The sequence below is a fragment of the Paraburkholderia sediminicola genome (genome assembly GCF_046026895.1).
Lineage (GTDB): Bacteria > Pseudomonadota > Gammaproteobacteria > Burkholderiales > Burkholderiaceae > Paraburkholderia > Paraburkholderia sediminicola_C.
In genome coordinates this window covers 57065-82138 of sequence record NZ_JAQQEU010000016.1, presented here as the reverse complement: position 1 = coordinate 82138, position 25074 = coordinate 57065, and the positions used below count along the sequence as shown (strand labels likewise).

The 25074-nt window shown below is 64.2% G+C and carries 24 protein-coding genes; 9 read left to right on the top strand and 15 right to left on the bottom strand.

Annotated features, from left to right (window positions below):
* The first annotated feature begins 2 nt into the window (after positions 1-2).
* The 5 genes from PQR02_RS14215 to PQR02_RS14195 all read left to right on the top strand — a co-directional run bounded on the left by PQR02_RS14215 (position 3) and on the right by PQR02_RS14195 (position 6119).
* On the top strand, positions 3-896 hold the full coding sequence (locus tag PQR02_RS14215; protein ID WP_408231418.1) for a polysaccharide deacetylase family protein: 894 nt from the start codon (positions 3-5) through the stop codon (positions 894-896).
* Positions 897-1100: 204 nt separating this feature from the next.
* Complete coding sequence (locus tag PQR02_RS14210) at positions 1101-1499, top strand: peroxiredoxin (protein ID WP_408231568.1); 399 nt, start codon at positions 1101-1103, stop codon at positions 1497-1499.
* Positions 1500-1855: 356 nt separating this feature from the next.
* Positions 1856-3715: a PhoH family protein gene (locus PQR02_RS14205; RefSeq protein ID WP_408231415.1), complete on the top strand. Its 1860-nt coding sequence runs from the start codon at positions 1856-1858 to the stop codon at positions 3713-3715.
* A 203-nt stretch (positions 3716-3918) separates the two neighbouring features.
* On the top strand, positions 3919-5181 hold the full coding sequence (locus PQR02_RS14200; RefSeq protein ID WP_408231412.1) for an NlpC/P60 family protein: 1263 nt from the start codon (positions 3919-3921) through the stop codon (positions 5179-5181).
* Positions 5182-5312: 131 nt separating this feature from the next.
* Entirely contained in the window at positions 5313-6119 is an 807-nt protein-coding gene (locus PQR02_RS14195) for an SDR family oxidoreductase (protein WP_408231409.1), read from the top strand.
* A 141-nt stretch (positions 6120-6260) separates the two neighbouring features.
* Here the strand turns inward: PQR02_RS14195 and PQR02_RS14190 are convergent, their stop codons facing one another.
* From PQR02_RS14190 to PQR02_RS14145, 10 genes are all read right to left on the bottom strand, one after another.
* A complete protein-coding gene (locus PQR02_RS14190) occupies positions 6261-7271 on the bottom strand; it encodes an inorganic phosphate transporter (protein WP_408231406.1) in 1011 nt (336 codons plus the stop codon).
* Positions 7271-7897: a DUF47 domain-containing protein gene (locus PQR02_RS14185; protein ID WP_007182106.1), complete on the bottom strand. Its 627-nt coding sequence runs from the start codon at positions 7895-7897 to the stop codon at positions 7271-7273. Before PQR02_RS14185 ends, PQR02_RS14190 begins: the two co-directional genes overlap by 1 nt.
* Positions 7898-8013: 116 nt before the next feature.
* Positions 8014-9399, bottom strand: a complete 1386-nt coding sequence (locus PQR02_RS14180; RefSeq protein WP_149673185.1) for a replicative DNA helicase — start codon at positions 9397-9399, stop codon at positions 8014-8016.
* Positions 9400-9558: 159 nt separating this feature from the next.
* Entirely contained in the window at positions 9559-10011 is a 453-nt protein-coding gene (gene rplI, locus PQR02_RS14175; protein ID WP_408231402.1) for a 50S ribosomal protein L9, read from the bottom strand.
* 27 nt (positions 10012-10038) lie between these two features.
* A complete protein-coding gene (rpsR, locus tag PQR02_RS14170) occupies positions 10039-10314 on the bottom strand; it encodes a 30S ribosomal protein S18 (RefSeq protein ID WP_149673187.1) in 276 nt (91 codons plus the stop codon).
* Positions 10315-10316: 2 nt separating this feature from the next.
* The gene (gene priB, locus PQR02_RS14165; protein WP_007182110.1) at positions 10317-10616 is read right to left on the bottom strand and encodes a primosomal replication protein N; all 300 of its coding nucleotides are present in this window, start codon (positions 10614-10616) and stop codon (positions 10317-10319) included.
* Between the two features lie 50 nt (positions 10617-10666).
* Complete coding sequence (rpsF, locus tag PQR02_RS14160) at positions 10667-11041, bottom strand: 30S ribosomal protein S6 (protein ID WP_006048823.1); 375 nt, start codon at positions 11039-11041, stop codon at positions 10667-10669.
* 308 nt (positions 11042-11349) lie between these two features.
* Positions 11350-12420 (bottom strand): anti-sigma factor family protein, encoded by a 1071-nt coding sequence (locus PQR02_RS14155; protein WP_408231398.1) that lies wholly within the window; start codon positions 12418-12420, stop codon positions 11350-11352.
* Positions 12410-13228: an RNA polymerase sigma factor gene (locus PQR02_RS14150; RefSeq protein WP_408231395.1), complete on the bottom strand. Its 819-nt coding sequence runs from the start codon at positions 13226-13228 to the stop codon at positions 12410-12412. The genes PQR02_RS14155 and PQR02_RS14150 overlap by 11 nt, the downstream gene beginning before the upstream one ends.
* 144 nt (positions 13229-13372) lie before the next feature.
* Positions 13373-14287 (bottom strand): LysR family transcriptional regulator, encoded by a 915-nt coding sequence (locus PQR02_RS14145; protein ID WP_408231392.1) that lies wholly within the window; start codon positions 14285-14287, stop codon positions 13373-13375.
* A 252-nt stretch (positions 14288-14539) separates the two neighbouring features.
* On the opposite strand from PQR02_RS14145, the gene gcl reads away from it, so the two are divergent.
* From gcl to lysM, 4 genes are all read left to right on the top strand, one after another.
* Positions 14540-16315, top strand: coding sequence for a glyoxylate carboligase (gene gcl / locus PQR02_RS14140; protein WP_408231390.1), 1776 nt, complete (start codon positions 14540-14542; stop codon positions 16313-16315).
* Positions 16316-16454: 139 nt separating this feature from the next.
* Positions 16455-17264: a hydroxypyruvate isomerase gene (hyi, locus tag PQR02_RS14135; RefSeq protein ID WP_408231387.1), complete on the top strand. Its 810-nt coding sequence runs from the start codon at positions 16455-16457 to the stop codon at positions 17262-17264.
* Positions 17265-17400: 136 nt separating this feature from the next.
* Positions 17401-18309: a 2-hydroxy-3-oxopropionate reductase gene (locus PQR02_RS14130; RefSeq protein WP_408231384.1), complete on the top strand. Its 909-nt coding sequence runs from the start codon at positions 17401-17403 to the stop codon at positions 18307-18309.
* A gap of 738 nt (positions 18310-19047) precedes the next feature.
* Positions 19048-19539 carry a peptidoglycan-binding protein LysM gene (gene lysM, locus PQR02_RS14125; RefSeq protein WP_408231381.1) on the top strand — a complete coding sequence of 164 codons (492 nt, stop codon included), beginning with the start codon at positions 19048-19050 and terminating at the stop codon, positions 19537-19539.
* A gap of 158 nt (positions 19540-19697) precedes the next feature.
* On the opposite strand, the gene PQR02_RS14120 is transcribed toward lysM, so the two are convergent.
* The 5 genes from PQR02_RS14120 to cysT all read right to left on the bottom strand — a co-directional run bounded on the left by PQR02_RS14120 (position 19698) and on the right by cysT (position 24979).
* Positions 19698-20729, bottom strand: coding sequence for an asparaginase (locus PQR02_RS14120; RefSeq protein WP_408231378.1), 1032 nt, complete (start codon positions 20727-20729; stop codon positions 19698-19700).
* Positions 20730-20910: 181 nt separating this feature from the next.
* Positions 20911-21837 carry a CysB family HTH-type transcriptional regulator gene (locus PQR02_RS14115; protein ID WP_408231375.1) on the bottom strand — a complete coding sequence of 309 codons (927 nt, stop codon included), beginning with the start codon at positions 21835-21837 and terminating at the stop codon, positions 20911-20913.
* Positions 21838-21936: 99 nt separating this feature from the next.
* Positions 21937-22995, bottom strand: a complete 1059-nt coding sequence (locus tag PQR02_RS14110; protein WP_408231372.1) for a sulfate/molybdate ABC transporter ATP-binding protein — start codon at positions 22993-22995, stop codon at positions 21937-21939.
* On the bottom strand, positions 22995-24083 hold the full coding sequence (gene cysW, locus PQR02_RS14105; RefSeq protein ID WP_408231369.1) for a sulfate ABC transporter permease subunit CysW: 1089 nt from the start codon (positions 24081-24083) through the stop codon (positions 22995-22997). The genes PQR02_RS14110 and cysW overlap by 1 nt, the downstream gene beginning before the upstream one ends.
* Positions 24080-24979, bottom strand: coding sequence for a sulfate ABC transporter permease subunit CysT (gene cysT / locus PQR02_RS14100; protein WP_408231366.1), 900 nt, complete (start codon positions 24977-24979; stop codon positions 24080-24082). The genes cysW and cysT overlap by 4 nt, the downstream gene beginning before the upstream one ends.
* Positions 24980-25074 lie beyond the last annotated feature (95 nt).

Here is a 25074-nt window from a genome sequence, read left to right as displayed (position 1 = left end):
CCTTGGCCCGTATCGTCCTGAAGATCGACGTCGACACGCTGCGCGGCACCCGCGAAGGCGTGCCGAATCTCGCGCGTATTTTCGACCGCTTCAAGGCGCGCGCCACTTTCCTCTTCAGCCTCGGCCCCGACCACACCGGTTGGGCGATGCGTCGCGTACTGCGGCCGGGCTTTCTGCAAAAGGTGTCGCGCACCTCGGTGGTCGAACACTACGGCGTCAGGCAGCTGATGTACGGCGTGCTGCTACCCGGTCCGGACATCGGCGCGAAGGCGGCCGCCGAGATGCGCGCGATCCACGAAGCCGGCTTCGAATGCGGGATTCATTCCTGGGATCACGTGTACTGGCAGGACAACGTGCGCTCGAAAGATCGCGCGTGGACCACCGCGCAGATGCAGAAAAGCCATGACCGTTTCGTCGAGGTATTCGGCGGCCCGCCGGTCACGCACGGCGCGGCGGGCTGGCAGATGAACGGCCACGCGTTCGAGCAGATCGACGCATGGGGCATGCGCTACGCGTCCGACGGCCGCGGCCACTCACCGTATCTGCCGGTGGTTGGCGGCAGGACGCTCACGCATGTGCAGATGCCGACCACGCTGCCCACGCTCGACGAAGTGCTCGGCGTGGACGGCGTCGACGAGCACACCGTCGCGCAATGGATGCTCAAACACACCGCCAACAATCCGCACGACCAGGTGTTCACGCTGCACGCGGAACTCGAAGGGCAAAAGCTCGCGCCGATCTTCGAACAACTGTTGGACGGCTGGCGCGCGCAAGGCCATACCTTCGCGACGATGGGTGATTACTACGCCACGCTAGACCGCAGCACTCTGCCATCGTACCCTGTAACGTGGGGTGAAATTCCGGGGCGCTCCGGCGAACTGATCGTCCAGCCCTGACGGGCCGGCCAGCAGCCAATCCTGACGACCCGGCCGCCGCGCGAGAGCACGCCGCGCCCAGGCCGACCTTCCTATAAGCCTCGATGCCAGGCCGACGCCGCAGCAGCAATCCGGCGCCGGCCATAACAACCGGAGAACCTCGTGTCCATCGCAGTCGACCAACCCATCCCCGACTTCACCGCCCCCGCTACCGGCGGCGAGATCATGCTGTCCAAGCTGCGGGGCAAGAAGGTGGTGCTGTACTTTTACCCGAAGGACAACACGCCGGGCTGCACGACCGAAGGTCTGCAATTCCGCGACTTATATCCGAAGTTCAGGAAGGCCGGCGCGGAAATCATTGGCGTGTCGCGCGACAGCCTGCGCTCGCATGACAATTTCAAGGCCAAGCTCGAACTCCCCTTCCCGCTGATCTCGGACCCCGAAGAAAACCTGTGCGCGCTCTTCAATGTCATCAAAATGAAGAAAATGTATGGCAAAGAAGTACGGGGAATTGAACGCTCCACATTCCTCATCGACGGCGATGGCGTGCTGCGCGAAGAGTGGCGCGGCGTGAAAGTGCCCGGCCACGTCGACGATATTCTGGCGGCTGTACAAGCGCTTTGAGGCGCGTTATATTGGGTTGCAATGAGTGCCTGTCCACCCCACATTTTCCTCCGCTGCGCCAGACTTGATGGCGGCTTTCCCGGATTTTCCGGAGCCGTCAGAGTCTTGAGGCGCAACGCGAGCACCGAAGGCGAGCCGCTTGCCCCGTACGCCGGGGCGGCGGCTTTTTTAATTGCGCGCAACCGTTCGTTCACTCGGCCGCGCGCTTGCATCAAGGAGCCGATCGAAGACCAGGCGAACCGGCATCTCTAGACCGAATGCGCGCCTCCGGGCGCAAACTGCGTGCGCATCCATTGGCACCGGCAGAATGCGACAGGCGGCGCACGATATGTGACCCGATAAATTCGAGGGAAACCATGCCTTTGCCTACTCCCCCCAGCAAGCTCGGCAATCTTCTGCCACCTGACGAATACAAGGCCAAACCCGCCACGCCGGCGCGCTCCGCCGCGAAGAAACAGGCAGGCGTTGGGGAATCCGCAGAGTCGGCCGATTACGGCCGCGCGAACGTCGCCACGCCGATGGCGCACGCCGCCAATGCCGCGACCACCTTGCGGCCCGTGCCGGTTTCGTCGTCCGCCTCAGCCGACGCGTCCGCCGCGCAAGCCGCGCCGGCGCGCGGCCGTAGATCGAAGCAGACTGCTGCGCTGTTGCAGCCGGTTCCGACTGCGCGTCCGCAAGCCGAACTGGCCACACCCGCGCTTGAAGCGCAACCGGTCGTCGCGCGCGCGCCGAGCGCGAAACAACCCCCGGACGGCACCCCTGCCGCCGCGCCCAACACGCGCGGCACGAGCAGGAAACGCGGCGCGGCCGCCGAGCCGATCGAAGTCCAGAAGCTCTTCGTGCTCGACACGAACGTGCTGATGCACGACCCGAGTTGCCTGTTCCGTTTCGAGGAACACGACGTCTATCTGCCGATGATGACGTTGGAAGAACTCGACAACCACAAGAAGGGCATGTCGGAAGTCGCGCGTAACGCACGCCAGGTGAGCCGCACGCTGGACGCGCTGGTGGCCAACGCCGGCAACATGTCCGACGGCATTTCGCTTGCCCGACTGGGCAGCCGCGAGGCGTCCGGGCGTCTGTACTTCCAGACCAAGCTCACCGCGATCGAGCCGGTCGAAGGTCTGCCGGAAGGCAAGGCCGACAACCAGATCCTCGGCGTGGTGCGCGCACTGCAGCGCGACCGGGCGGACCGCCAGGTCGTGCTGGTGTCGAAAGACATCAACATGCGCATCAAGGCGCATGCGCTCGGTCTGCCCGCCGAAGATTACTTCAACGACCAGGTGCTGGAAGACAGCGATCTGCTGTATTCAGGCATCCGCGCGCTGCCGCAGGACTTCTGGACCAAGCACGCGAAGGGCATGGAGAGCTGGCAGGACACCAAGACCGGCACCACGTACTACCGCGTGACGGGTCCGCTGTGCGCGTCGATGCTGGTCAACGAATTCGTCTATCTGGAGCCGCAAAACGGCGAGCCCGCGTTTCATGCGCTGGTGCGCGAGTTAAACGGCAAGACGGCGCTGCTGCAAACGCTGCGCGATTACGGCCACAACAAGAACAACGTGTGGGGGATCACGGCGCGCAACCGCGAACAGAACTTCGCGCTGAACCTGTTGATGAATCCGGAAATCGACTTCGTCACGCTGCTGGGCCAGGCGGGCACCGGCAAGACGCTGGTTGCGCTCGCGGCCGGTCTCGCGCAGGTGCTCGATGACAAGCGCTACAACGAAATCATCGTGACGCGCGCCACGGTGCCGGTCGGCGAAGACATCGGCTTTCTGCCGGGTACGGAAGAGGAAAAAATGCAGCCGTGGATGGGTGCATTCGACGACAACCTCGAAGTCCTGCAGAAAACCGACGACGCCGCCGGCGAATGGGGCCGCGCCGCGACGCAGGAGCTGATCCGCTCGCGCCTGAAGGTCAAGAGCATGAACTTCATGCGCGGCCGTACGTTCGTTGACAAGTATCTGATCATCGACGAGGCGCAGAATCTGACGCCCAAGCAGATGAAGACGCTGGTCACGCGCGCGGGTCCGGGGACGAAGATCATCTGTCTGGGCAATATCGCGCAGATCGATACGCCTTACCTGACCGAAGGCAGTTCCGGTTTGACGTATGTGGTCGATCGCTTCAAAGGCTGGGCGCACAGCGGGCACGTCACGCTGGCGCGTGGCGAGCGCTCGCGACTGGCTGATTACGCGTCGGAAATTCTTTAAGTTTCAATCAGTTAGCCGTATCGAGAAGCCGCGCCCGGAAATCCGGGCGCGGCTTTTTTATTGCCCCGCGCCCCGGAGAGGCAACACTTAGCGCATGATCTTCAAGTAATTTATCAACAATTCTTGCCCGCGCCATGTTGCGCGGGCTACCATCCAAGGATCGTCCGTCCGTCAACGAGCACTTAACGCTCGCCTCGCCTTCAATGCGCCGACTCGCGTTTTCACTGCTGACCGTCCTGCTGCTCGCCGCCTGCGCCGGCGCGCCGCAGGAAAGTTCGCGCGGGTCCGGCAACTCGATCGTGGTGGCGAACGGCGCGTATCATGCGCCGCCGCCGGGCTTTCCCCATTTTGTCGACCACACCATCGGCCGCGAGGAAATCTCGATTCAGGCGATGAGTCTGGTCGGCATTCCGTACCGTTGGGGAGGAAATACGCCCGATAGCGGCTTCGATTGCAGCGGACTGGTTCGCTATGTCGTGCTGCGCGCGGCGTCGGTGAATCTGCCTCGCACCACGGCGGATATGAGCGGACGCGGTGAAACGATCGAACCGGATGAAATCGCGCCGGGCGACCTGATTTTCTTCAATACGACGGGACGCGCGCATTCGCACGTCGGCATTTACGTGGGCAAGCTGCGCTTCGTCAATGCGCCGTCTACCGGCGGCACGGTGCGGCTCGACTACCTGACCAATCCTTATTGGGCCAAGCGCTTCGACGGCATCCGCCGCGTGGCGGGGCCGGCCGCCACCCCTGCGCCGTTCGATACGCCGAGCTATCAGGCTGCGGCGCCGCAGTCGCCGGAACGGGTTGCGCCGGCAGTGGCGGTGGCGCGCACGGCGCCGGCGTATGCGGGCGCGGGCGGGCTGGCGGCCGTGACGGCAAGCGAGGCGTCTTCGGCAGGCGCGGGAGCGGGTGAGGCACCGCCGGCGGGCTACGCGACCGGGTCGTCGCAGGTGCAATTGTCATCACAGCAGCCAGCAGTCCGGGTTGCGAGGACGCCGCGCGCATCGTTGACCACGGTGGCGAAGCCGACATCGGCCGCTCCTGTGAGTACCGCTGGCGCGCCGCCAACGCAAGCCGATCCGTTCGAACCGCCGCCGCCCGGCATGACCGCTGCGCAGATGCAGGCACGCGCAGCCGGCACCGTGGCGCCGACCATCGCACCAGCCGCTCGGCCAAGCGCCTACGCGGCCCCTGCCGCCGCACCGGAGCAGACCGCAACGGCCACGCGCGCCGCCCCACAGGGCTCGGGTGCCTATGCGCCCGACGCTATCGACGCCGCCGCCGATGCGTTCGAGCCGCCGCCGCCCGCCTCTATCGCCGCAGGTCAGGCTCTGCAAGCCCAGCAAGCCGACGCGAATGGCGGCGTGCAGATCATGCGAGCCTCGACAGCCTCTCGCGGCATGCCCGCTCCCACGCACACCAACGACGATCCGATCGCCCGCTTCGCGAACGGCAACTACTGACGCCGTAGCGCCGCCTCGCCTCGCTCAAGCGAACCGCGCCGCCTTTCCGCTGCATCAAAGGGACGGCACGGCGCAGCGACGCCCCCGATCTGCTATCGTCATCGATATTCTTCCGACACCGGGTGGCGACGATGGATCTTGGGCTGAAAGGCAAGGTGGTATTGATCACGGGCGGCAGCAAGGGAATCGGGTTCGCCTGCGCGCGCGCGTTCGCTCAGGAAGGCGCGAAAGTCGCGATCGTTTCGCGCGATCCCGCCAATCTCGCACGCGCGTACGAGCAGTTGAAGCAGGAAGGCCTGCACGTGCACCGGACCCGCGCCGATCTGCACGAACCGCACAGCGCCGCCGATATCGTCGAGGAAGTCAGCACCGCGGTCGGCCCGATCGACGTGCTGATCAACAGCGCCGGCGCGGCGCGCCGCTACGCCCCGGAGACGCTCGACGCGGACGCGTTCAAGGCAACGATGGAAGCGAAGTATTTCCCTTACATCTATCCGCAGCAGGAAGTGCTGCGCCGCATGGCGGAACGCGCGAAAGCGGGCAGTGGCGGCGAGCCCGGCACGATCGTCAATATCATCGGCATGGGAGGCAAGATCGCCAGCGATATCCACATCGCCGGCGGCGCCGCGAATGCCGCATTGATGCTGGCCACCGTCGGCCTCGCCCACTACTATGCCCGCTACGGCATCCGCATCAACGCGATCAACCCGGGAGCGACGCTGACCGAGCGCGTCGAGGAAGCGGTCAAACTGGAAGCCGCGCAGCAAGGTATCGAGAACGCGGAAGCGCTGGCGCGCGGGCAGGCCAAAGTGCCGCTCGGACGCTATGCAAAACCGGAGGAGATTGCCGACGTCGCGCTGTTTCTGGCGAGCCGCCGCGCGAGTTATGTAACGGGCGCGATCGTCCCGATGGATGGTGGCAGCGCGCCGCTGATCTGAGCGACGCGCTGCTGCGGATAGGCGGGACAGTCTGCGTGCAGGGAGACCCGCGCGTTAAAGCCCGCGAAAGCCTGACAGTTGACACCTGCGCGCCGCCAGCGCCGCCCGCAAGCAGCGCTGTGTCACATTTCCCACGCTGACTTACAGGAAATGGTGGCCAAACCACCAACCCGCCGCGGAGAGTATCGCGGAGGCCGGAATCGTCAGAACCCACGCCCAGACGATGTTTCCGGCCACACCCCAACGCACCGCGCTGAGCTTCTGCGTAGCGCCGACACCGACGATCGCGCCGGTGATCGTATGCGTGGTGGACACCGGGATGCCGAGCCAGGAAGCGGTGAATAGCGTGATCGCTCCGCCGGACTCCGCGCAAAAACCACCGACCGGCTTGAGCTTGGTAATTTTCTGGCCCATCGTGCGGACGATCCGCCAGCCGCCGAACAGCGTACCGAGACCCATCGACAGATAGCAGCCGCCGATCACCCACAACGGCGGCGCGTCTGCGGCCGATGACGCAAAACCGGTCGCGATCAGCAGCATCCAGATGATGCCGATCGTTTTCTGCGCGTCGTTACCGCCATGGCCGAGGCTATACAAGCCCGCCGACAGCAGTTGCAAACGCCGGAAACGCCGGTCGACCTTGCTGGGCGGCGTGCGGAAATAAAGCCACGACACCGCCAGCATGAAAAAGGAGCCCAGCACGAAGCCCAGCAGCGGCGAGATGAAAATGAAGGCCACCGTCTTCATCAGGCCGTCCATGTTGAGGGAGCCCCAGCCCGACTTGGCGAGCGCCGCGCCCACAAGCCCGCCGATCAGCGCATGCGACGAGCTGGAAGGAATGCCGTAATGCCAGGTGATGACGTTCCAGCCGATCGCACCGACCAGCGCGCCAAAAATCACGTTATGATCGACGATATTGGGATCGATCGTGCCCCGGCCGACGGTCGCGGCCACCTTCAGGTGGAACACGAAATACGCAATGACGTTGAACGCCGCCGCAAACGCCACCGCCTGCTGCGGTTTCAGCACGCCGGTGGAGACGACCGTGGCGATCGAATTCGCCGCGTCGTGAAAGCCGTTCATGAAGTCGAAAATCAGCGCGACCGCGACCAGGCCGGCGACGACCCAGATAGCAAGTTGTATCGATTGCATTATGCGTTTTCCAGCACGATGCCTTCGATGATGTTCGCTACATCCTCACACTTGTCCGTGATCGTTTCGAGCAATTCGTAGATTGCTTTCAGCTTGATCAGGGTCTTGACGTTGTCTTCTTCGCGGAACAGTTTCGACATGGCCGAGCGCAGCACGCGGTCGGCTTCCGACTCCAGACGATCGATTTCCTCGCAGGCCTTCAGAATCTGGCTCGCCTGCTTCATGTCCGACAGCAGGCTGACGGCAAACTGCACGCGCTCGGAAGTCGCCGTGCAGATGTGCGCCAACTGGCTTGCTTCGGACGTCACCGCTTGCACGTCGTACAGCGAGATAGCGGTGGCGACGTCCTCCATCAGGTCGAGGATGTCGTCCATCGTGGTGATCAGCTTGTGGATCTCATCGCGGTCGAGCGGTGTGATGAAGGTCTTGTGCAGCAGGTCGATGGTTTCGTGCGTGAGTTTGTCAGCGGCCTTCTCGGCCTTTTGCACGTTTTGCTTGTGGGTTTCCGCGTCTTGCAGATTGTCGATCAGCAGCTCGAGTTCGCGGCTCGCCGAGACGATGCACGTTGCGTGCGCATTGAAAATTTCAAAGAACTTGCCCTCGGTGGGCATGAAACGACCGAACATTGGTATCCCGAAAATTGGTCATGTAATGGCTGACATAAAACCGCAATATTGTACCGTTGCGGGGCTCGTATCGCACTTTCGAAAGTGCTGTTATAACAGGCGCCGCATCTGCTTCTTTACTCGCCGTAGAAATTCTGCGCACCGGCAAAATTGTCGAACTTCGTGAACTGACCATGGAACGTGAGTCGAACGGGGCCGATCGGGCCATTCCGCTGCTTACCGATGATAATTTCCGCGGTGCCCTTATCCGGGCTGTCCGGGTTATACACTTCGTCGCGGTAAATGAACAGAATCACATCCGCATCCTGCTCGATAGCGCCCGATTCGCGCAGATCCGACATGATCGGCCGCTTGTTCGGACGCTGTTCGAGACCCCGGTTGAGCTGCGACAACGCAATCACCGGCACGTCGAGTTCTTTGGCGAGACTTTTCAGCGAACGCGAGATTTCCGAAATTTCGGTCGCGCGATTTTCGCCGGACGACGATCCGCTCATCAGCTGCAGGTAGTCGATGATGATCAGTCCGAGCTTGCCGCATTGGCGCGACAGCCGGCGGGCGCGCGAGCGCAATTCCATCGGGTTCAGACCGCCCGTTTCGTCGATGAAAATCTGTGCCTCGCTCATTTTCTGCACCGCGTGCGTGAGCTTCGGCCAATCCTCGTCGGTCAGGCGTCCGGTTCGCATGCGGTGCTGGTCCAGCCGGCCGACCGAGCCGAGCATACGCATGGTGAGCTGCGAGCCCGGCATTTCCATTGAGAACACCGCCACCGGCAGACCATACTCGACCGCCACGTATTCGCCGACGTTCATCGAGAACGCCGTTTTACCCATCGACGGACGGCCCGCGACGATGATCAGCTCGCCGCCGTGCATACCGGAAGTCATGCGGTCCAGATCGACAAAGCCGGTTGGCGTACCGGTCACGTCGCTTGGATTGGCGGTGTGATACAGCGTGTCGATCCGCTCGACCACCTCGGTGAGCAGCGGCCCGATTTCGAGGAAGCCCTGCGTGCCGCGCGCGCCGTCTTCGGCGATCGAGAACACCTTCGATTCGGCTTCGTCCAGCAACTGCCGGACTTCCTTGCCCTGCGGGTTGAATGCGTCGGCGGAAATCTCGTCGGCCACGGAAACCAGCCGGCGCAGCACCGCGCGATCGCGCACGATTTCCGCATAGCGGCGGATGTTGGCCGCGCTCGGCGTGTTCTGCGCCAGCGCGTTCAGGTAAGCCAGACCGCCGACCTCTTCCGCCTTGCCCGCCGTGCCGAGCGCCTCGTACACGGTGATCACGTCGGCCGGACGCGTGGCCGCGATCAGCTTGCCGATATGCTCGAAGATGATGCGGTGGTCGTAGCGGTAGAAGTCGCTCTGCGACAGGAAGTCGGCGATGCGGTCCCAGGCCGCGTTGTCGAGCAGCAAGCCGCCCAGCACCGATTGCTCGGCTTCGATCGAATGCGGCGGGACTTTCAGCGACTCGAGTTGGGGATCTTTGGACGGTGCGTTCATGGAGAGGAATTATCGGGTAATCGGGCGGCGGCGGCGAGCGGGAAAACGAAAAAGCGCGCGAAAAAACCGGGTACAAAAAAAGCAGGGGCCGGTTACCCGGCCCCTGCCCTTCGCCAGCAACATCCTGGCAAATACTAGGTGATACTTAGACGCGGTCGGCTAGACGTGTTCGCCGATCACAGCCACCGTCACATCGACCAGAACGTCGGTGTGCAGCGAGACCTGAACCGGGTGCTCGCCGACCGTCTTCAGCGGGCCTTCCGGCAGACGCACTTGCGCCTTTTCCACGACGAAGCCTTGCTTGACCAGTGCTTCAGCGATGTCGCCGTTCGTCACCGAGCCGAACAGACGGCCGTCGACGCCAGCCTTCTGACCGATCTGAACGGTCGAGCCTGCCAGCTTTTCGCCTTGGGCCTGAGCGGCTGCCAGCTTTTCACCGGCGATCTTTTCGAGTTCTGCGCGGCGCACTTCGAATTCAGCCAGGGCTTCCTTCGTTGCACGGCGAGCTTGCTTGTTCGGGATCAGGAAGTTACGTGCGTAACCGTCCTTGACCTTCACGATATCGCCCAGGTTGCCCAGATTGACGACTTTTTCCAGAAGAATGATTTGCATTCGGATGCTCCTTATCGCGTCGTCGGGTTAGGCCTTGTGCTGGTCGGTGTACGGCACCAGCGCGAGGAAACGTGCGCGCTTGATTGCCGTGTCCAACTGGCGTTGATAATGGGCCTTGGTACCGGTCAGACGCGCCGGCGTGATCTTGCCGTTTTCGCCGATGAAGTCCTTCAGCGTTTCGAGGTCCTTGTAGTCGATGTGATCGACGCCAGCGGCCGTGAAACGGCAGAACTTCTTGCGCTTGAAGAGCGGATTTTGTTGCTGACGACGCTTGTCGAATTTCTTACCAGTCGGGCGGGGCATGTTCAGTCCTTTCCAATGTCCTGCAATGCTGTGATGTGAAATACCAGAGTTCTTGCGTTGCGGTGCTTTTTCGCCAGGAAGCCGGTGAAGAGCGTTTCCACGCCCATTTGACAGCTTTCGAGCTTACCGCTCGCTTCGCCCGCGGCGACCGCCTGCATGGTCAGTTCGACTTGCCGGGCGATGCCGGCTTCGACGACTTCCGTGCGGTGGTGCAACGTGCAGCCTGCAATCGGAACGCCGGCGGGGGTGTACCGCACCGGTTCGCGTTCGACGACGCTGGCCGTGAGTTGCAGCCGGTTCATGAAGCCTTTGGCGAGAGCGACGCTTGTTCTGGTAGCTTAAATAGTGTGTCTTAAGCCTGCGCTTCGGACGGTTGCGTAGCAGCCGACTTCTTGGCTTCTTCGCGCTGCACTTCCTTCATCATCGGCGACGGGCCGGTTTCGGCCTTCTTCATCTTGACGATCAGGTGACGCAGGACAGCGTCGTTGAACTTGAATGCGTGTTCCAGCTCGTCGAGCGTGGTCTGGTCGCATTCGATGTTCATGCAGACGTAGTGAGCCTTCGCGAGTTTCTCGATCATGTAGGCCAGCTGGCGACGGCCCCAGTCTTCGATACGGTGGATCTGGCCACCGTGCGAGGTGATCGTGCTCTTGTAACGCTCGATCATGGCGGGCACTTGCTCGCTCTGATCGGGATGCACGATAAAGACGATTTCATAATGACGCATACACACTCCTTGTGGATTAAAGCCACCCGGGCGTCGGAACCGGTGTAGCAAGTGAGAAGCCAAAGAGTGTAACCCGAATGGGGCCGGGTTGCAAGATATCCCATTGGGGCGGCGCATGAATCGGGTGTGTTTTCAAGGGTTTAGGGGTGGCGCGGCAATGCAGGGCGGGCTCAGTGGAGGCGCGCGACCCTTATGCCGGTTGTGCCTGCCCGCTTCCACCCGGCTTCCTGCCCACCCTTGACCCGCTTCCTGCTACCGGCGGCTGTGCTCTCCCCTGCACGCTGCCTCTGCGCGCCCTAGGCGGGCCGTCAGCCGCCCTCGGTGCGCTCGCTGCCGCCTTGCAGGCGCGCCTTCAGCGCCGCTTCGAGGCCGCTCAGCGCGTCGGGCGCGGCGTCGGTGATGGCCCACCAGGTCATGCCTTTCGCGTCCCAGCGCGCAATCGAATAGCCTTCGTGCCCAAGGGCCGCCGGCGCCGCGCCCCGGCCCGCCGGCGCGCCGCCGGCGCCGGCCTGCGGGAACACGTAGACGTCGATCACGTGCTTGCGATAGCGGTACACCAGCACGGCCACCCGCTGATGCCCGATGTAGTCGAGGCGGCCGCCCTCCAGTGCGAAGCCGCTTGCCGCCAGGTCCTCGACGGGTGGCGAATAGTCGAGCCGGCCGTTGAACCACGGCTTGACCGTATGCCGGTCGGTCGAAATCACGTCGATGTCGCGCCCCGATACCTGCGCTCGCACGTGGCTTTCCACCAGTTCGTCGGCGAACGGCGTGAAGTCGGCCGGACGGCGCAGGTTCAGGGTGATGACCGCCGTCGCCGCGCACAACGCGACAGCGAGTGCGGCCAGCCAGCCCGGCGTGAGCACGCGGTTCGCGCCGCCGACGGCGACCGGCTGGCCAAAGCCGCCTCCCGGGATGCGCCAGCCGGTCAGCCAGGCAGGCCAGCGGCGCTGGCGTGGGCGTGCTTTCGGCGCCGGGTCCGGTCTTGCGCTAGCTCCGGTGGCTCCAGCGGCCTCAGCCGTTCCGGCTGCGCCAACTGCACCAACTGCACCAGCCAGCCCGGGCTTCCTCACCTCCGCGTTCGCCCCGCTTACTCCACCCGCCTGAGCAGTCGCAGCCGCCTCTCCCCCAGGCGCCCCGCCAGACACGGCCAGCGCCTCGTCGAGCGCCGGCAATCCCGCCACGATCCGCGCTCGCAGCGACTGCGGCGCGCGATGATACGGCGCCGCCCGCAGCGCCCCACTCAACGTCCGCAGGTTTTCGCTTTCGCGCCGGCAAGCATCGCAGCTCTCGATATGCTGCTGGACGCGCCTCGCATCCGGCGCGGGCAATTCGTGATCGGCGTTCGCATCGAGGAGCGGCCGTGCTTCGTTACAGTCCATCCGGCGTCTCCCTGACTGGACCGGCGGTGTCGCCGCCGGAAATGTTGAGCGGCCGCCCGTTGGCGGACGCCCGCAGTGGCATGACCATCGCGCCAGCCGGCTTGCCGGCGGCCATCCGCGGAGCGCTGTCGGGCGAATCGGAAAGACCAGGCCGTGGCGGCTCCGGATACTCCGGCTGCCGCGGCGCCTGGCCACGCGCGGACCCGCCCGCGTCTTTTCCGGCCGACGCCCCCGCCCCCGGCGTCGCCATCAATAGCGCCGCCAGCTTGCGGCGCCCCCGGGCGAGCCGCGACATCACCGTGCCGATCGGCAGGTCAGCCACCGCAGCGATCTCCCGATAACCCATCTCTTCGAGTTCGCGCAGAATCAGCACCTCGCGATATTCGACCGGCAGCTGCGCGAGCGCCTCGTGCACCAGCCGCGTGTCCTCGTCGCGGATCAGCAGCGCCTGCGGATCGGCGCCGCCCGCGCTCCAACCGTCGAACACGGCGTCGTCCATGGTGTCGTCGAATTCGAGCATGTCCTGCGGCGACGCGCGCCGCCGCCATTCGGTGTACCAGGTGCGGCGCACGATCGCCAGCAGCCACGGTCGCGCCGAGTCGCCGCGAAACGTGTCGAAGAATCGGAACGCCCGCATGTAGGCTTCCTGCACCACGTCCTCCGCGTCGCTGGTGTTGCCGCACAACCAGCGCGCGAGGTTGTACGCGGCGTCGAGATGCGGCAGCGCAAGCTGCTCGAAGCGGCGGCTCCTGGCTGCGTCGGTTTCGCGTCGCTCGTGAGCGGCGGCATCTGAATCGGTCTGGACCACCTCGGCCCTCCAAGGCATTGCGGCGATGCTGGGCGGCGCGTCGTCACGCTCCCTTCACCGCATAACCGGCCATCTGCCGAGTTTATTCCCGCCGTCGCTGCCGGATTGGCCAATGCGCGCAAAAAAGCCTGAAAAAACCGCTCGCTAGTAAGCCGGCCGATTCCAGTAATCCTCGCTCGCGTACACCTCTTTCAGATAATCGATGAAATAACGCACCTTGGCGGGCACATAGCGCTGCTGCGGGTAGACCGCAAGAATGTCGTAGTCGGGCAGCGCGTATTCGTCGAGCACGGTTTCGAGTTCGCCGCGCGCCAGTTGCTGCTGGATTTCCCACGTCGAGCGCCAGCCGAGCCCGAGCCCTTCGGAGACCCAGCGATGCAGCAGTTCGCCGTCGTTGCAGTCGAGCGTGCCGCCCACGCGCACCGTCGCCAGCTTGCCGTTGCGGCGGAAGTACCAGCCGCGGTTCTGCCCGCCTTGCAGATTGAACGCGAGACAGTTGTGGCGCGGCAGGTCTTCGAGCGTCTTCGGCTTGCCGTGCCGGCGGAAATAATCCGGCGTGCCGCACACCACGCGCCGGTTCGACGCCAGCTTGACCGCGACGAAGTTCGGATCGACCGCGCCGCCGATGCGGATCGACAGGTCGTAGCCCTCGCGCACCAGGTCCACGACCCGGTCGGTCAGATTGAACGACACCTGCAACTCCGGCTTGTCGCTGAGAAAAGCCGGCGCGAGCGGCGCGACGTGCTTGCGCCCGAACGCGGCCGGCGCAGACACGATCAGATGGCCGTTGATCGCGCGCCGTCCGGCGCTCAGTTCGTTTTCCGCCTGGTCCCACTCGGTGAGCAGCCCACGGCAGCGTTCCAGAAACGCGGCGCCGTCTTCGCTGACCACCAGCCGTCGGGTCGAGCGGTACATCAGTTTCACGCCTAGGCGCTTTTCCAGCGCGTCGATGCGGCGCCCGAGAATCACCGGCGACACGCCCTCTTCCAGCGCGGCCGCCGCGAGGCTGCCCGCGTCGGCGACGCGCACGAAGGTTTCGATCTGTTTGAAGCGGTCCATCTCCGTCTCCTCCTGGGTGCATTCCTGGGCGCATTCCTGGGCGCATTCCTGGCGCATTCCTGGGCGAATTTCCGGGCGCAATCCGGGGTGCATCCCGCGCCACGCGAGGCCACGCCCCCATTACATACTTTTTGTCTCGGAATAAGCGACCCCGACTGATCTTATCAAACCTTTAGGTCGGGCCTACAGTTGCTCTCAACACGCTTTGGTTCGCCTATTTCCAGATACCCCCAAGACATTCAGGAGACATTCATGGCCAAGATGAGAGCCGTCGACGCAGCCGTGCTGGTGCTCGAAAGAGAAGGCATCGACACCGCGTTCGGCGTGCCGGGCGCCGCGATCAACCCGTTCTACTCGGCGATGCGCAAGGCCGGCAACATCAGCCACGTGCTGGCGCGTCACGTCGAAGGCGCGTCGCACATGGCCGAAGGGTACACGCGGGCGCAGCCGGGCAACATCGGCGTGTGCATCGGCACGTCGGGCCCCGCCGGCACCGACATGATCACCGGTTTGTACTCCGCCCAGGCCGACTCGATCCCTATCCTCGCTATCACGGGTCAGGCGCCGCGCGCGCGTCTGTACAAGGAAGACTTCCAGGCCGTCGATATCGAAGCGATCGCCAAGCCCGTCACCAAGTGGGCCGTGACGGTGCGCGAACCGGCGCTGGTGCCGCGCGTGTTCCAGCAGGCGTTCCATCTGATGCGCTCGGGCCGCCCGGGTCCGGTGCTGGTCGACCTGCCGATCGACGTGCAGCTCGCGGAGATCGAATTCGACATCGACACGTACGAGCCGCTGCCGGTCTACAAGCCGAAGGCGACGCGCAAGCAGATCGAAGCCGCGTTGACGATGCTCAACGACGCGGCCAAGCCGCTGATCGTCTCAGGCGGCGGCGTGCTGAACGCGGCCGCTGAAGACCTGCTGGTGGCGTTCGCCGAAACCGTCGGCGTGCCGGTGATCCCGACGCTGATGTCGTGGGGCGCGATTCCCGACGACCATCCGCTGATGGCCGGCATGGTCGGACTGCAAACCTCGCACCGCTACGGCAACGCGACGATGCTCGCGTCGGACTTCGTGCTCGGCATCGGCAATCGCTGGGCGAACCGTCACACGGGCAGCGTCGAGGTCTACACGAAGGGCCGCAAGTTCGTGCACATCGACATCGAGCCGACGCAGATCGGCCGTGTGTTCGGCCCGGATCTGGGCATCGTGTCGGACGCGAAAGCCGCGCTCGAACTGTTCGTCGAAGTGGCGCGCGAATGGAAGGCCGCCGGCAAGCTGAAGGACCGCAGCGCATGGGTCGCCGACTGCCAGCAACGCAAGCGCACCATGCTGCGCAAAACGCACTTCGACAACGTGCCGATGAAGCCGCAGCGCGTGTACGAAGAGATGAACCAGGTGTTCGGCCGCGATACCTGCTACGTGAGCACGATCGGCTTGTCGCAGATCGCCGGCGCGCAATTCCTGCATGTGTACAAGGCGCGCAACTGGATCAACTGCGGCCAGGCCGGCCCGCTCGGCTGGACGATTCCGGCAGCGCTCGGCGTGCGCGCCGCCGATCCGCAACGGCCGATCGTCGCGCTCTCGGGCGACTACGACTTCCAGTTCATGATCGAAGAACTCGCGGCCGGCGCGCAATTCAAGCTGCCCTACGTGCATGTGGTGGTGAACAACTCGTACCTCGGGCTGATCCGCCAGGCGCAACGCGCGTTCGAGATGGATTTCTGCGTGCAGCTCGGCTTCGAGAACATCAACTCGCCTGAGACGAACGGTTATGGCGTGGATCACGTCGCGGTCGCCGAAGGTCTGGGTTGCAAGGCGATCCGCGTGTTCAAGCCGGAAGAGCTGAAGCCCGCGCTGCAACGCGCGCAGTCGATGCTCGCCGAGTTCAACGTGCCGGTGATCGTCGAAGTGATTCTCGAACGCGTGACCAACATTTCGATGGGCACCGAGATCGATGCGATCAACGAGTTCGAAGAACTGGCCGCGAAGCGCGAAGACGCACCGACCGCGATCAGCATGCTCGACTGAGCGTCGCAGGTTTTGCATCACGTAAGTACGACGGGCAGCGTCGCCATGCAGCGCTGCCCGATCGCCCGCGCGATCCCCGTGACGAACGAAGTTACCTCAAGAAGTTCTTTCACTGACCGACCAGAGAGACCCACGCACCATGCCGAAATTCGCAGCGAATCTCACCATGCTGTTCAACGAAGTCCCGTTCCTCGAACGCTTTGCCGCGGCGGCGGAGGCGGGCTTTCACGCCGTCGAATTCCTGTTTCCGTATCCGTACCAGATCGCCGAGTTGAGCGAGCGTTTGCAGCAAAACCGCCTGAAGCTGGTGCTGCACAATCTGCCCGCGGGCAACTGGGAAGCCGGCGAACGCGGCATTGCGTGCCTGCCGGATCGCGTGAGCGAGTTTCAGGAAGGCGTGGGACGCGCGATCGAATATGCGAGCGCGCTGCAGGTGCCGCAGGTGAATTGCCTCGTCGGCATTCCGACGGCGGGCGTCGATGCGGACAGGGCGCGCGCGACGATCGTCGATAACCTGCGCTTCGCCGCGAGTGAATTGAAGAAGGCCGGCATCAAACTGCTGGTCGAGCCGTGCAATGCGTACGACATTCCCGGCTTCGCGCTGAACCGTTCGAGCGAAGGGCTCGACGTGATTCGCGCGGTGGGCTCGAACAACCTGTTCCTGCAATACGACATCTATCACATGCAACGGATGGAAGGCGAACTCGAGGCGACCATCAGAAAGAACCTGCCGCAGATCGCGCACATCCAGCTCGCCGACAACCCCGGCCGCAACGAACCGGGCACCGGCGAAATCAACTACCCGTACCTGTTCGCGCTGCTCGACTCGCTCGGCTACGACGGCTATGTCGGCTGCGAGTACAAGCCGCGCACGACCACCACCGCCGGCCTCGGCTGGGTGCAAAGCGTGGCCGGGCAAGTACGCGGCGCGGTGCACGCGGCTGCTTGAGCCGCTGCATGCGCGGCGTGCCTGCAGCGCCTTGGCCACATCACGCGCAACGAGCGAAGCAGGCGCATATCGCGCGCCTCACGCCCTGAAGGAAGTCCCCGCGCGGGACACTCAACAACCCTGGAGATTCACACTCATGGCAAAGATCGGTTTCATCGGGCTCGGCATCATGGGCGCGCACATGGCGCGCAACCTCATCAAGGGCGGTCATTCACTGTTCGTGAACGGCGCCTACCCGGTGCCGGAAGACCTCGCCAAAACGACCAGCGTGGTCGCCAGTTCGACCGCTGTCGCGCAGGCCGCCGATATCGTCATCATCATGGTGCCGGACACGCCTGACGTCGCCAACGTGCTGTTCGCCGACGACGGTGTCGCCGCCGGTCTCACGAAGGGCAAGCTGGTGATCGACATGAGCTCGATCTCGCCCCTCGACACACAGGCATTCGCGAAGCAGATCAACGCGCTCGGCGTCGACTATCTCGATGCGCCGGTGTCCGGCGGCGAAGTCGGCGCGCGTGAAGCATCATTGACGATCATGGTGGGCGGCCCGGAAAAAGCGTTCGCGACTGCGAAACCGCTATTCGAACTGATGGGCAAAAACATCTCGCTGATCGGCGAGAACGGTGCGGGTCAAACCTGCAAGGTGGCCAATCAGATCATCGTTGCGCTGAACATCGAAGCGGTGGCCGAAGCGCTGCTGTTCGCGTCGCGTTCGGGCGCCGATCCGGAGCGCGTACGCAAGGCATTGATGGGCGGCTTCGCGTCGTCGCGGATTCTTGAAGTGCATGGCGAGCGCATGACGAAGCGCACGTTCAATCCGGGCTTCCGTATCGAACTGCATCAGAAGGACCTGAACCTCGCGCTCGACGGCGCGCGCAAGCTCGGCATCGCGCTGCCGCATACGGCGAGCGCGCAGCAACTATTCAGCGTGTGCGCGGCGCATGGCGGCAAGGCATGGGACCATTCGGCGATGGTGCGCGCGCTGGAGATCATGGCGAACCATGAGGTCGCGCAAGCGCCGGGCAACGAAGCGAAGGCGGCTTGAGGCGGGTCATCGCGTGAGCGGGCTGCGGGGTTCGCCGCGCAGGATCGTTGCAGCATGCGCTGCGTCATATCTGTGCTGCTGCGCGAGTCGTATGAACACGGGCAACGGCGAGCCGCGACAGATCACGCGGAACTGCGACAGGTCAATCGGGGAGCGTGCCGCAAGCGTCACAGGCGGCACATAAAAAGTACTTCAGACAGTCATACGGTTTGCCGTGATCGGCGCATCGTCGACATCATCGCAAGCACAGGTGGGGCGCCCGTTCGTCGTGCAGTATGCGCGGCGGAGCGGGCAAATCGTGTCGCTCTGGGCTGAGAGCGGCAAGTGGGGTCCGCAGCGGCACCCGGCGGCGCCGGGGAAGCCTTGGTCGGTCAGACGTCGTCGTCGGGTGTCCGCCTGTCGGATTCATCGTCATGCTTTTTCCGCCAGTTTCTCGCAGCGGGTGCAATCATGCATGCCGCCCGCTTGCACGTATGTTTGCATTTGCTTGCAACTCCGCGCGCTCCCCCGCACTTTTTTTGACACATCGCCGCGCACTTTTCTCCTAAACTCCTTGTCCGGTTGGCTGCATTCGTTAAGTTTGCGAACGCGACGCGCCGTATATCGCTTCCTGCGTCACGCAGGCGTGTCATCCGCATGTCGTGTGCGTGTGATCCGAATCTCTTGCGCAATCTCGCAGGCAGTGCCCCAACCCCGTGCACAACATGTTCTTGTGCCGTTACGTTAGGAGTGTGATCGATGGGTATTCTCAGTTTCATCAAGGAAGCCGGCGAAAAGCTGTTCGGCGCCGCGTCTACTTCCGCACAGGCCGCCGCGCCGGCCGCGCCCGATCTCGCCGCGCTGAATAAAACGGCGGGCGACGCAATCGCTACCTACATCCGCAGCCAGGGCCTCGACGCCACCAATCTGCAGGTGAGCTACGAGGGCACCAGCCACACGGTCACGGTCGCCGGCGAAGCAGCCGATCAGCCGACCAAGGACAAGATCCTCGTCGCCGCCGGCAACGTGCAGAACGTCGACAAGGTCGACGATCAACTGACGGTCACCACGCCCGCCGCCGCGCCGACGCAGTTCCACACGGTCGTGTCCGGCGACAATTTGTGGAAGATCGCCGAGAAGTACTACGGCAGCGGCGCGAAAAACGAGGTGATCTTCCAGGCGAACACGCCGATGCTGAAAAGCCCGGACAAGATTTATCCGGGCCAGGTGCTGGTGATTCCGCCGCAGTGATGCGCTCTGGTGTCATAGGGCATCACATACCGCTGTAACGCGCGCACCAATAGACAACGCGGCGCCCGGATTGAAACCGGGCGCCGCGTTTTTTCATCGAGCCTTCACGCACAGAACAGACACGTGCTGCATGCCAGTGGGTCAGTACCGCATCAGTATCAATACGTGTCGAACACCTTCTGCAACGCTACCGGTCCCGTGCCACCCGCGGCCAGCGCCAGCATCAGCAGAACCCGCGCCTTGTACGGATTTAGCGAGCCCGCGCTGATGAAACCGAGCGCATCGTCGGCGGCCGCGCCGTTGTGCATCACGTGTCCCGAACCCACGCGCGACGAGCGCACCACCGCCACGCCCTGCGAAACGGCATCGCCGAGCGCCTGCACTATCGACGCGTGAATCGAACCGTTGCCGGTGCCCGCCACGACGATCCCGCGCACGCCAGCGGCCACCAGCGCATCGACCGCGATGCGCGACACGCCCGCATAACTCGTGACGATTTCCACATGCGGCCACATCGGTCCGATCACGAATTCGGTCGCGAGCGTGTGCGCGCGCACCACCCCGCGCTGGAATTCGACGCGTCCGTCCTGCACCCAGCCGAGCGCGCCGATCTCGGGCGACTGGAATGCATCGACCGCGTACGTGCTGGTCTTGACCACGTCGCGTGCGCTATGAATCCGGTTGTTGAACGCCACCAGCACGCCCTGCCCGCGCGAGCCCGCATGCGCGGCAACCGTCACCGCGTTCAACAGATTCAGCGGACCATCGGCGGACAACGCCGAGGCCGGGCGCATCGCCGCGGTCAGCACCACCGGCTTGTGCGACTTGATGGTCAGATGCAGCAGGTAGGCGGTTTCTTCGAGTGTGTCGGTGCCGTGCGTGACCACCACGCCGTCGATGTCGTCGGCGGCGAGCAACGTGTTGATGCGTTGCGCGAGCGTGGTCCACAGCGGCATCGCCATGTCCTTGCTGTCGACGCTGGCAATCTGCTCGGGCGCGATGCGTGCCACCGTGGACAAGGCCGGCACCGCCGCCAGCAATTGATCGACGCCGACGACGCCCGCCTGATAGCCGGACGTATTGGTGGCGTCGGCGGCGGCCCCGGCAATCGTACCGCCGGTCGCCAGCACGGCGATGCGCGGCAGCGGCGGCGTGGCGCCCTGGCCGGAAGAAGAAGTTGATGTATTCATGGCGGCGATTGTAAGCGATGCGCCGCGCGCCGCCACGCGAGAAAAAACGGCCGTCTGTTCGTTGAGTGGCTCGCCGGAAGTTCGCGCCGGGTCCACGCGGACGCGGCGCGCATCAATGCACCTGCAATACACCGTTGATGCACGCTTCAGATGCACGGACTCCGCAGTCCCCGCGCCTGCATCAAACCCCTTCGCGCAGCTGTGCGGCGATGTCCGCCTCGTTCAACTGAGGCGCGAACATCTCGATCAGACGGTACGCGTAGGCGCGCAAAAACGCGCCCTTGCGCAGGCCAACGCGCGTCGTGCTCGCTTCGAACAGATGCTGCGTGTCGAGCGCGACCAGTTCGGTGTCGCGTTTGGGATCGTAGGCCATTGCCGCGACCACGCCGATGCCCAGGCCGAGTTCGACATACGTCTTGATCACGTCGGCGTCGATTGCGGTCAGCACGACATCGGGCAACGCACCCGCTTTCGCGAACGCCTGGTCGATGTGCGAGCGGCCCGTGAAGTCCTGGTCGTAGGTGACGATCGGGAATTCGGCGATCTCGTCGAGCGTCAGATTCGGCCGCCCCACCAGCGGGTGTCCCTTCGGCACGACCACCACGTGGTGCCACGAATAGCACGGGAACGTGACGATATCCGGGAAGCGGTCGAGCGCTTCGGTTGAAATGCCGATATCCGCTTCGCCGTTGATGATCATCTGCGCGATTTGCTGCGGGCTGCCCTGGCGCAGCGCCAGATGCACTTTCGGGAACACCTCGGTGAATTGGCGAACCACCTTCGGCAGCGCATAGCGCGCTTGTGTGTGCGTGGTCGCCACCACCAGATGGCCGCTGTCCTGATCGGCGTACTGGCGGGCGACGCGGCGCAGATTCTCCGCATCGAGCAGCATCCGCTCGATCAGCTGATGCACCGCCTTGCCCGGCTCCGTCAGGCCCGTCAGACGCTTGCCGCGCCGGATGAAAATGTCGACGCCCAGTTCGTCCTCCAGATCCTTGATCTGTTTCGACACGCCCGACTGCGACGTGTAAAGCACGTTCGCCACTTCGGTCAGATTCATGTTCTGACGCACGGCCTCGCGCACGAAGCGCAGTTGCTGGAAGTTCATCTGTATGTCTCCGGTTCAGCCAGAGTTGAGTTATTTGAGTATTCGACTATCCGGGTCTGCGGCTGGAACGCTGGGTGCGCACGCGTTACCTTGCACAGATCATTGCGCGGGAAAAACCCGCAATGCACGCGGCACCGCCGTCACGCCATCGCCGATCGCCAGTCGCAGATCACGCCACGATTCGCGATCGAGTTCGGCTTCGAGCAGATTGCCCTCGCGCCCCGCCAGTTCGACCCGCACCGAGCCGCCCAGCGTGACGACGCGCCGCACGTCGACGACAATCCCCTCGCGATGCCCGGACGCCTGCGGATACAACTGCAGATCGTGCGGCCGCACATAGGCGAAGGCCGGACCGTGGAAATCCGCGCTGATCGCAACCGGCAGCGCCGCGCCGTCGACCACGAAGCCGCTCGCGTCGACCTTGCCGTGCAGACGGTTGGCCGCGCCGAGAAACTCGTAGACGAACGAAGTCTGCGGATGGTCGTACACGTCCTGCGGACTGCCGACCTGCTCCACATGGCCGCGATTGAGCACGACGATGCGGTCGGCTACTTCGAGCGCCTCTTCCTGGTCGTGCGTGACGAAGATCGTCGAGATATGCAGATCGTCGTGCAGGCGCCGCAGCCAGCTGCGCAATTCCTTGCGCACCTTCGCATCGAGCGCGCCGAACGGTTCGTCGAGCAGCAGCACCTTCGGCTCGACCGCCAGCGCCCGCGCCAAGGCGATCCGTTGCCGCTGACCACCCGACAATTCCGACGGATAGCGTTGTGCGAGCCAGTCGAGCTGCACGAGCTTCAGCAGCTCATGCACCTTCTCGCGGATCACCGCTTCCGAGGGCCGCTCCTTGCGCGGCTTCACTCGCAAGCCGAACGCCACGTTCTCGAACACCGTCATGTGGCGGAACAGCGCGTAATGCTGGAACACGAAGCCCACTTCGCGTTCGCGCGCGCCGACCGTCGCGACGTCCTGGCCTTGCAGCACGACCTGGCCGCCGTCCGCGTATTCGAGCCCGGCGATCACGCGCAGCAAGGTGGTCTTGCCACAACCCGACGGCCCGAGCAGCGCAACCAGTTCGCCCGGCGGGAAGTCGAGCGAGACGTTGTCGAGCGCGACGAAATCGCCGAAGCGCTTTTGCAGGTTACGAACGGTGATACCCATTACAGCTCTCCTTGCTTGAGCGGGTGTTGCTGCGTCGCATGCGCCGCGTTGACGGACTGCGAGAATGAATGTGATGCGGAACGTGACGACGCAGCGCCCGACGGCGCACCGGCGGACTGCGTCGGCGGCCCGGCATACGCGGGCACGTCGCGCGCGGCCGACAGCTCCGCCGACATATGGCGCTCGGCGAGCAACTTGAGCCCCAGCGTCACGAGTGCGAGCAAGGCCAGCACCGACGCCACGGCGAACGCCGCCGAGAAGTTGTATTCGTTGTAGAGAATCTCGACGTGCAGCGGCATCGTGTCGGTCTGGCCGCGGATATGGCCCGACACCACCGACACCGCGCCGAACTCGCCCATCGCCCGCGCGTTGCACAGGATCACGCCGTACAGCAGGCCCCACTTGACGTTGGGCAGCGTGACGCGGCGGAAGATCTGCCAGCCCGAGGCGCCCAGCACATGCGCGGCTTCCTCTTCGTCATTGCCTTGCGCCTGCATCAGCGGAATCAGCTCGCGCGCGACGAACGGGAACGTGACGAAGATCGTCGCCATCACGATGCCCGGCACCGCGAAGATGATCTGCACGTCATGCGCCTGCAGCCAAGGACCGAACCAGCCCTGCGCGCCGAACATCAGCACGTAGATCAAACCCGAGATCACCGGCGACACCGAAAACGGCAGGTCGATCAGCGTGGTCAAGAGCGCCTTGCCGCGGAATTCGAACTTGGCGATACACCACGATGCGACGAGACCGAACACGAGATTCAGCGGCACGGCGATCGCCGCGGTGATCACCGTCAGCTTGATCGCGGCCAGCGCGTCCGGATCGGCGAGCGCTTCGAAATAGAACCCGAGGCCTTTGTTCAGCGCCTGATAGAACACGGCCACCAGCGGCACGACCAGAAACAGCGCGAGAAACAGCAGCGCGATGCCGGTCAGCAGCCAACGCACCATCGGCCGTTCGGTGACCGGATCGGGCCGGCGCGCGACGTTCAGCGGCGCGCGCGGCGCAAGCGCCACCACTGGGCTATCGTTCGCATGGTTCGCACCCTGCGCGCGATTTGCATCGTTCACCGGTTGGCGGCTCATTGCACACCTCCGCCGATCGCGGCGACACTGGTTGCCGCCACCGGCGCCGGCCCCGCGCTGCCGCGGCCCGTGCGCCGCTGCAAATACCACTGCAAGCTGTTGATGAACAGCAGCATCAGAAACGACACGACCAGCATCACCACCGCCAGCGCGGTCGCGCCCGCATAGTCGTATTGCTCCAGCTTGGTGATGATCAGGAGCGATGTGATCTCCGACTTCATCGGCACGTTGCCGGCGATGAAGATCACCGAGCCGTATTCGCCGAGCGCGCGCGCGAAGGCGAGCGCGAAGCCCGTCAGCAGCGCCGGGAACACCGCGGGCAGCACGACGCGGCGAAACGTCAGCCAGCGCGAGGCGCCCAGGCACGCGGCCGCCTCTTCCTGCTCGCGCTCGAACTCTTCGAGCACCGGCTGCACCGTGCGCACGACGAACGGCAAACCGATGAAGGTCAGCGCAACCAGCACGCCCGCCGGCGTGAAGGCGATCTTGATGCCGAGCGGCTCGAGAAACTGCCCGATCCAGCCATTGCCCGAGTACACCGCCGCGAGCGAAATACCCGCCACCGAGGTGGGCAGCGCGAACGGCAGATCGACCACGGCGTCGACGATGCGCTTGAACGGAAACGTGTAGCGCACCAGCACCCACCCGACCAGAAAGCCGAACACTGCGTTGATCAGCGCGCCGCCGAGCGCGGAAAAGAACGTCAGGCGATACGACGCGAGCACCCGCGGCGACGTCACCGCGCGCACGAACTGATCCCAGTCGAGCGTCGCGGTCTTGAGAAAGGTCGCCGCCAGCGGAATCAGCACCACGAGGCTCAGATAAGCCACCGTGATGCCGAGTGTCAGGCCAAAACCGGGCAACGCGCTCGGCTTTCGGAAGGTCAACGTCGTCATGCTGGATACTCTTCAGGTTGATGCTTGCGTTGTGATGCCGATCTTCGGCTGCCGGATTCCGGTTAGCCAAAAGCGCGCCCTGGGGCGCGCTCGGA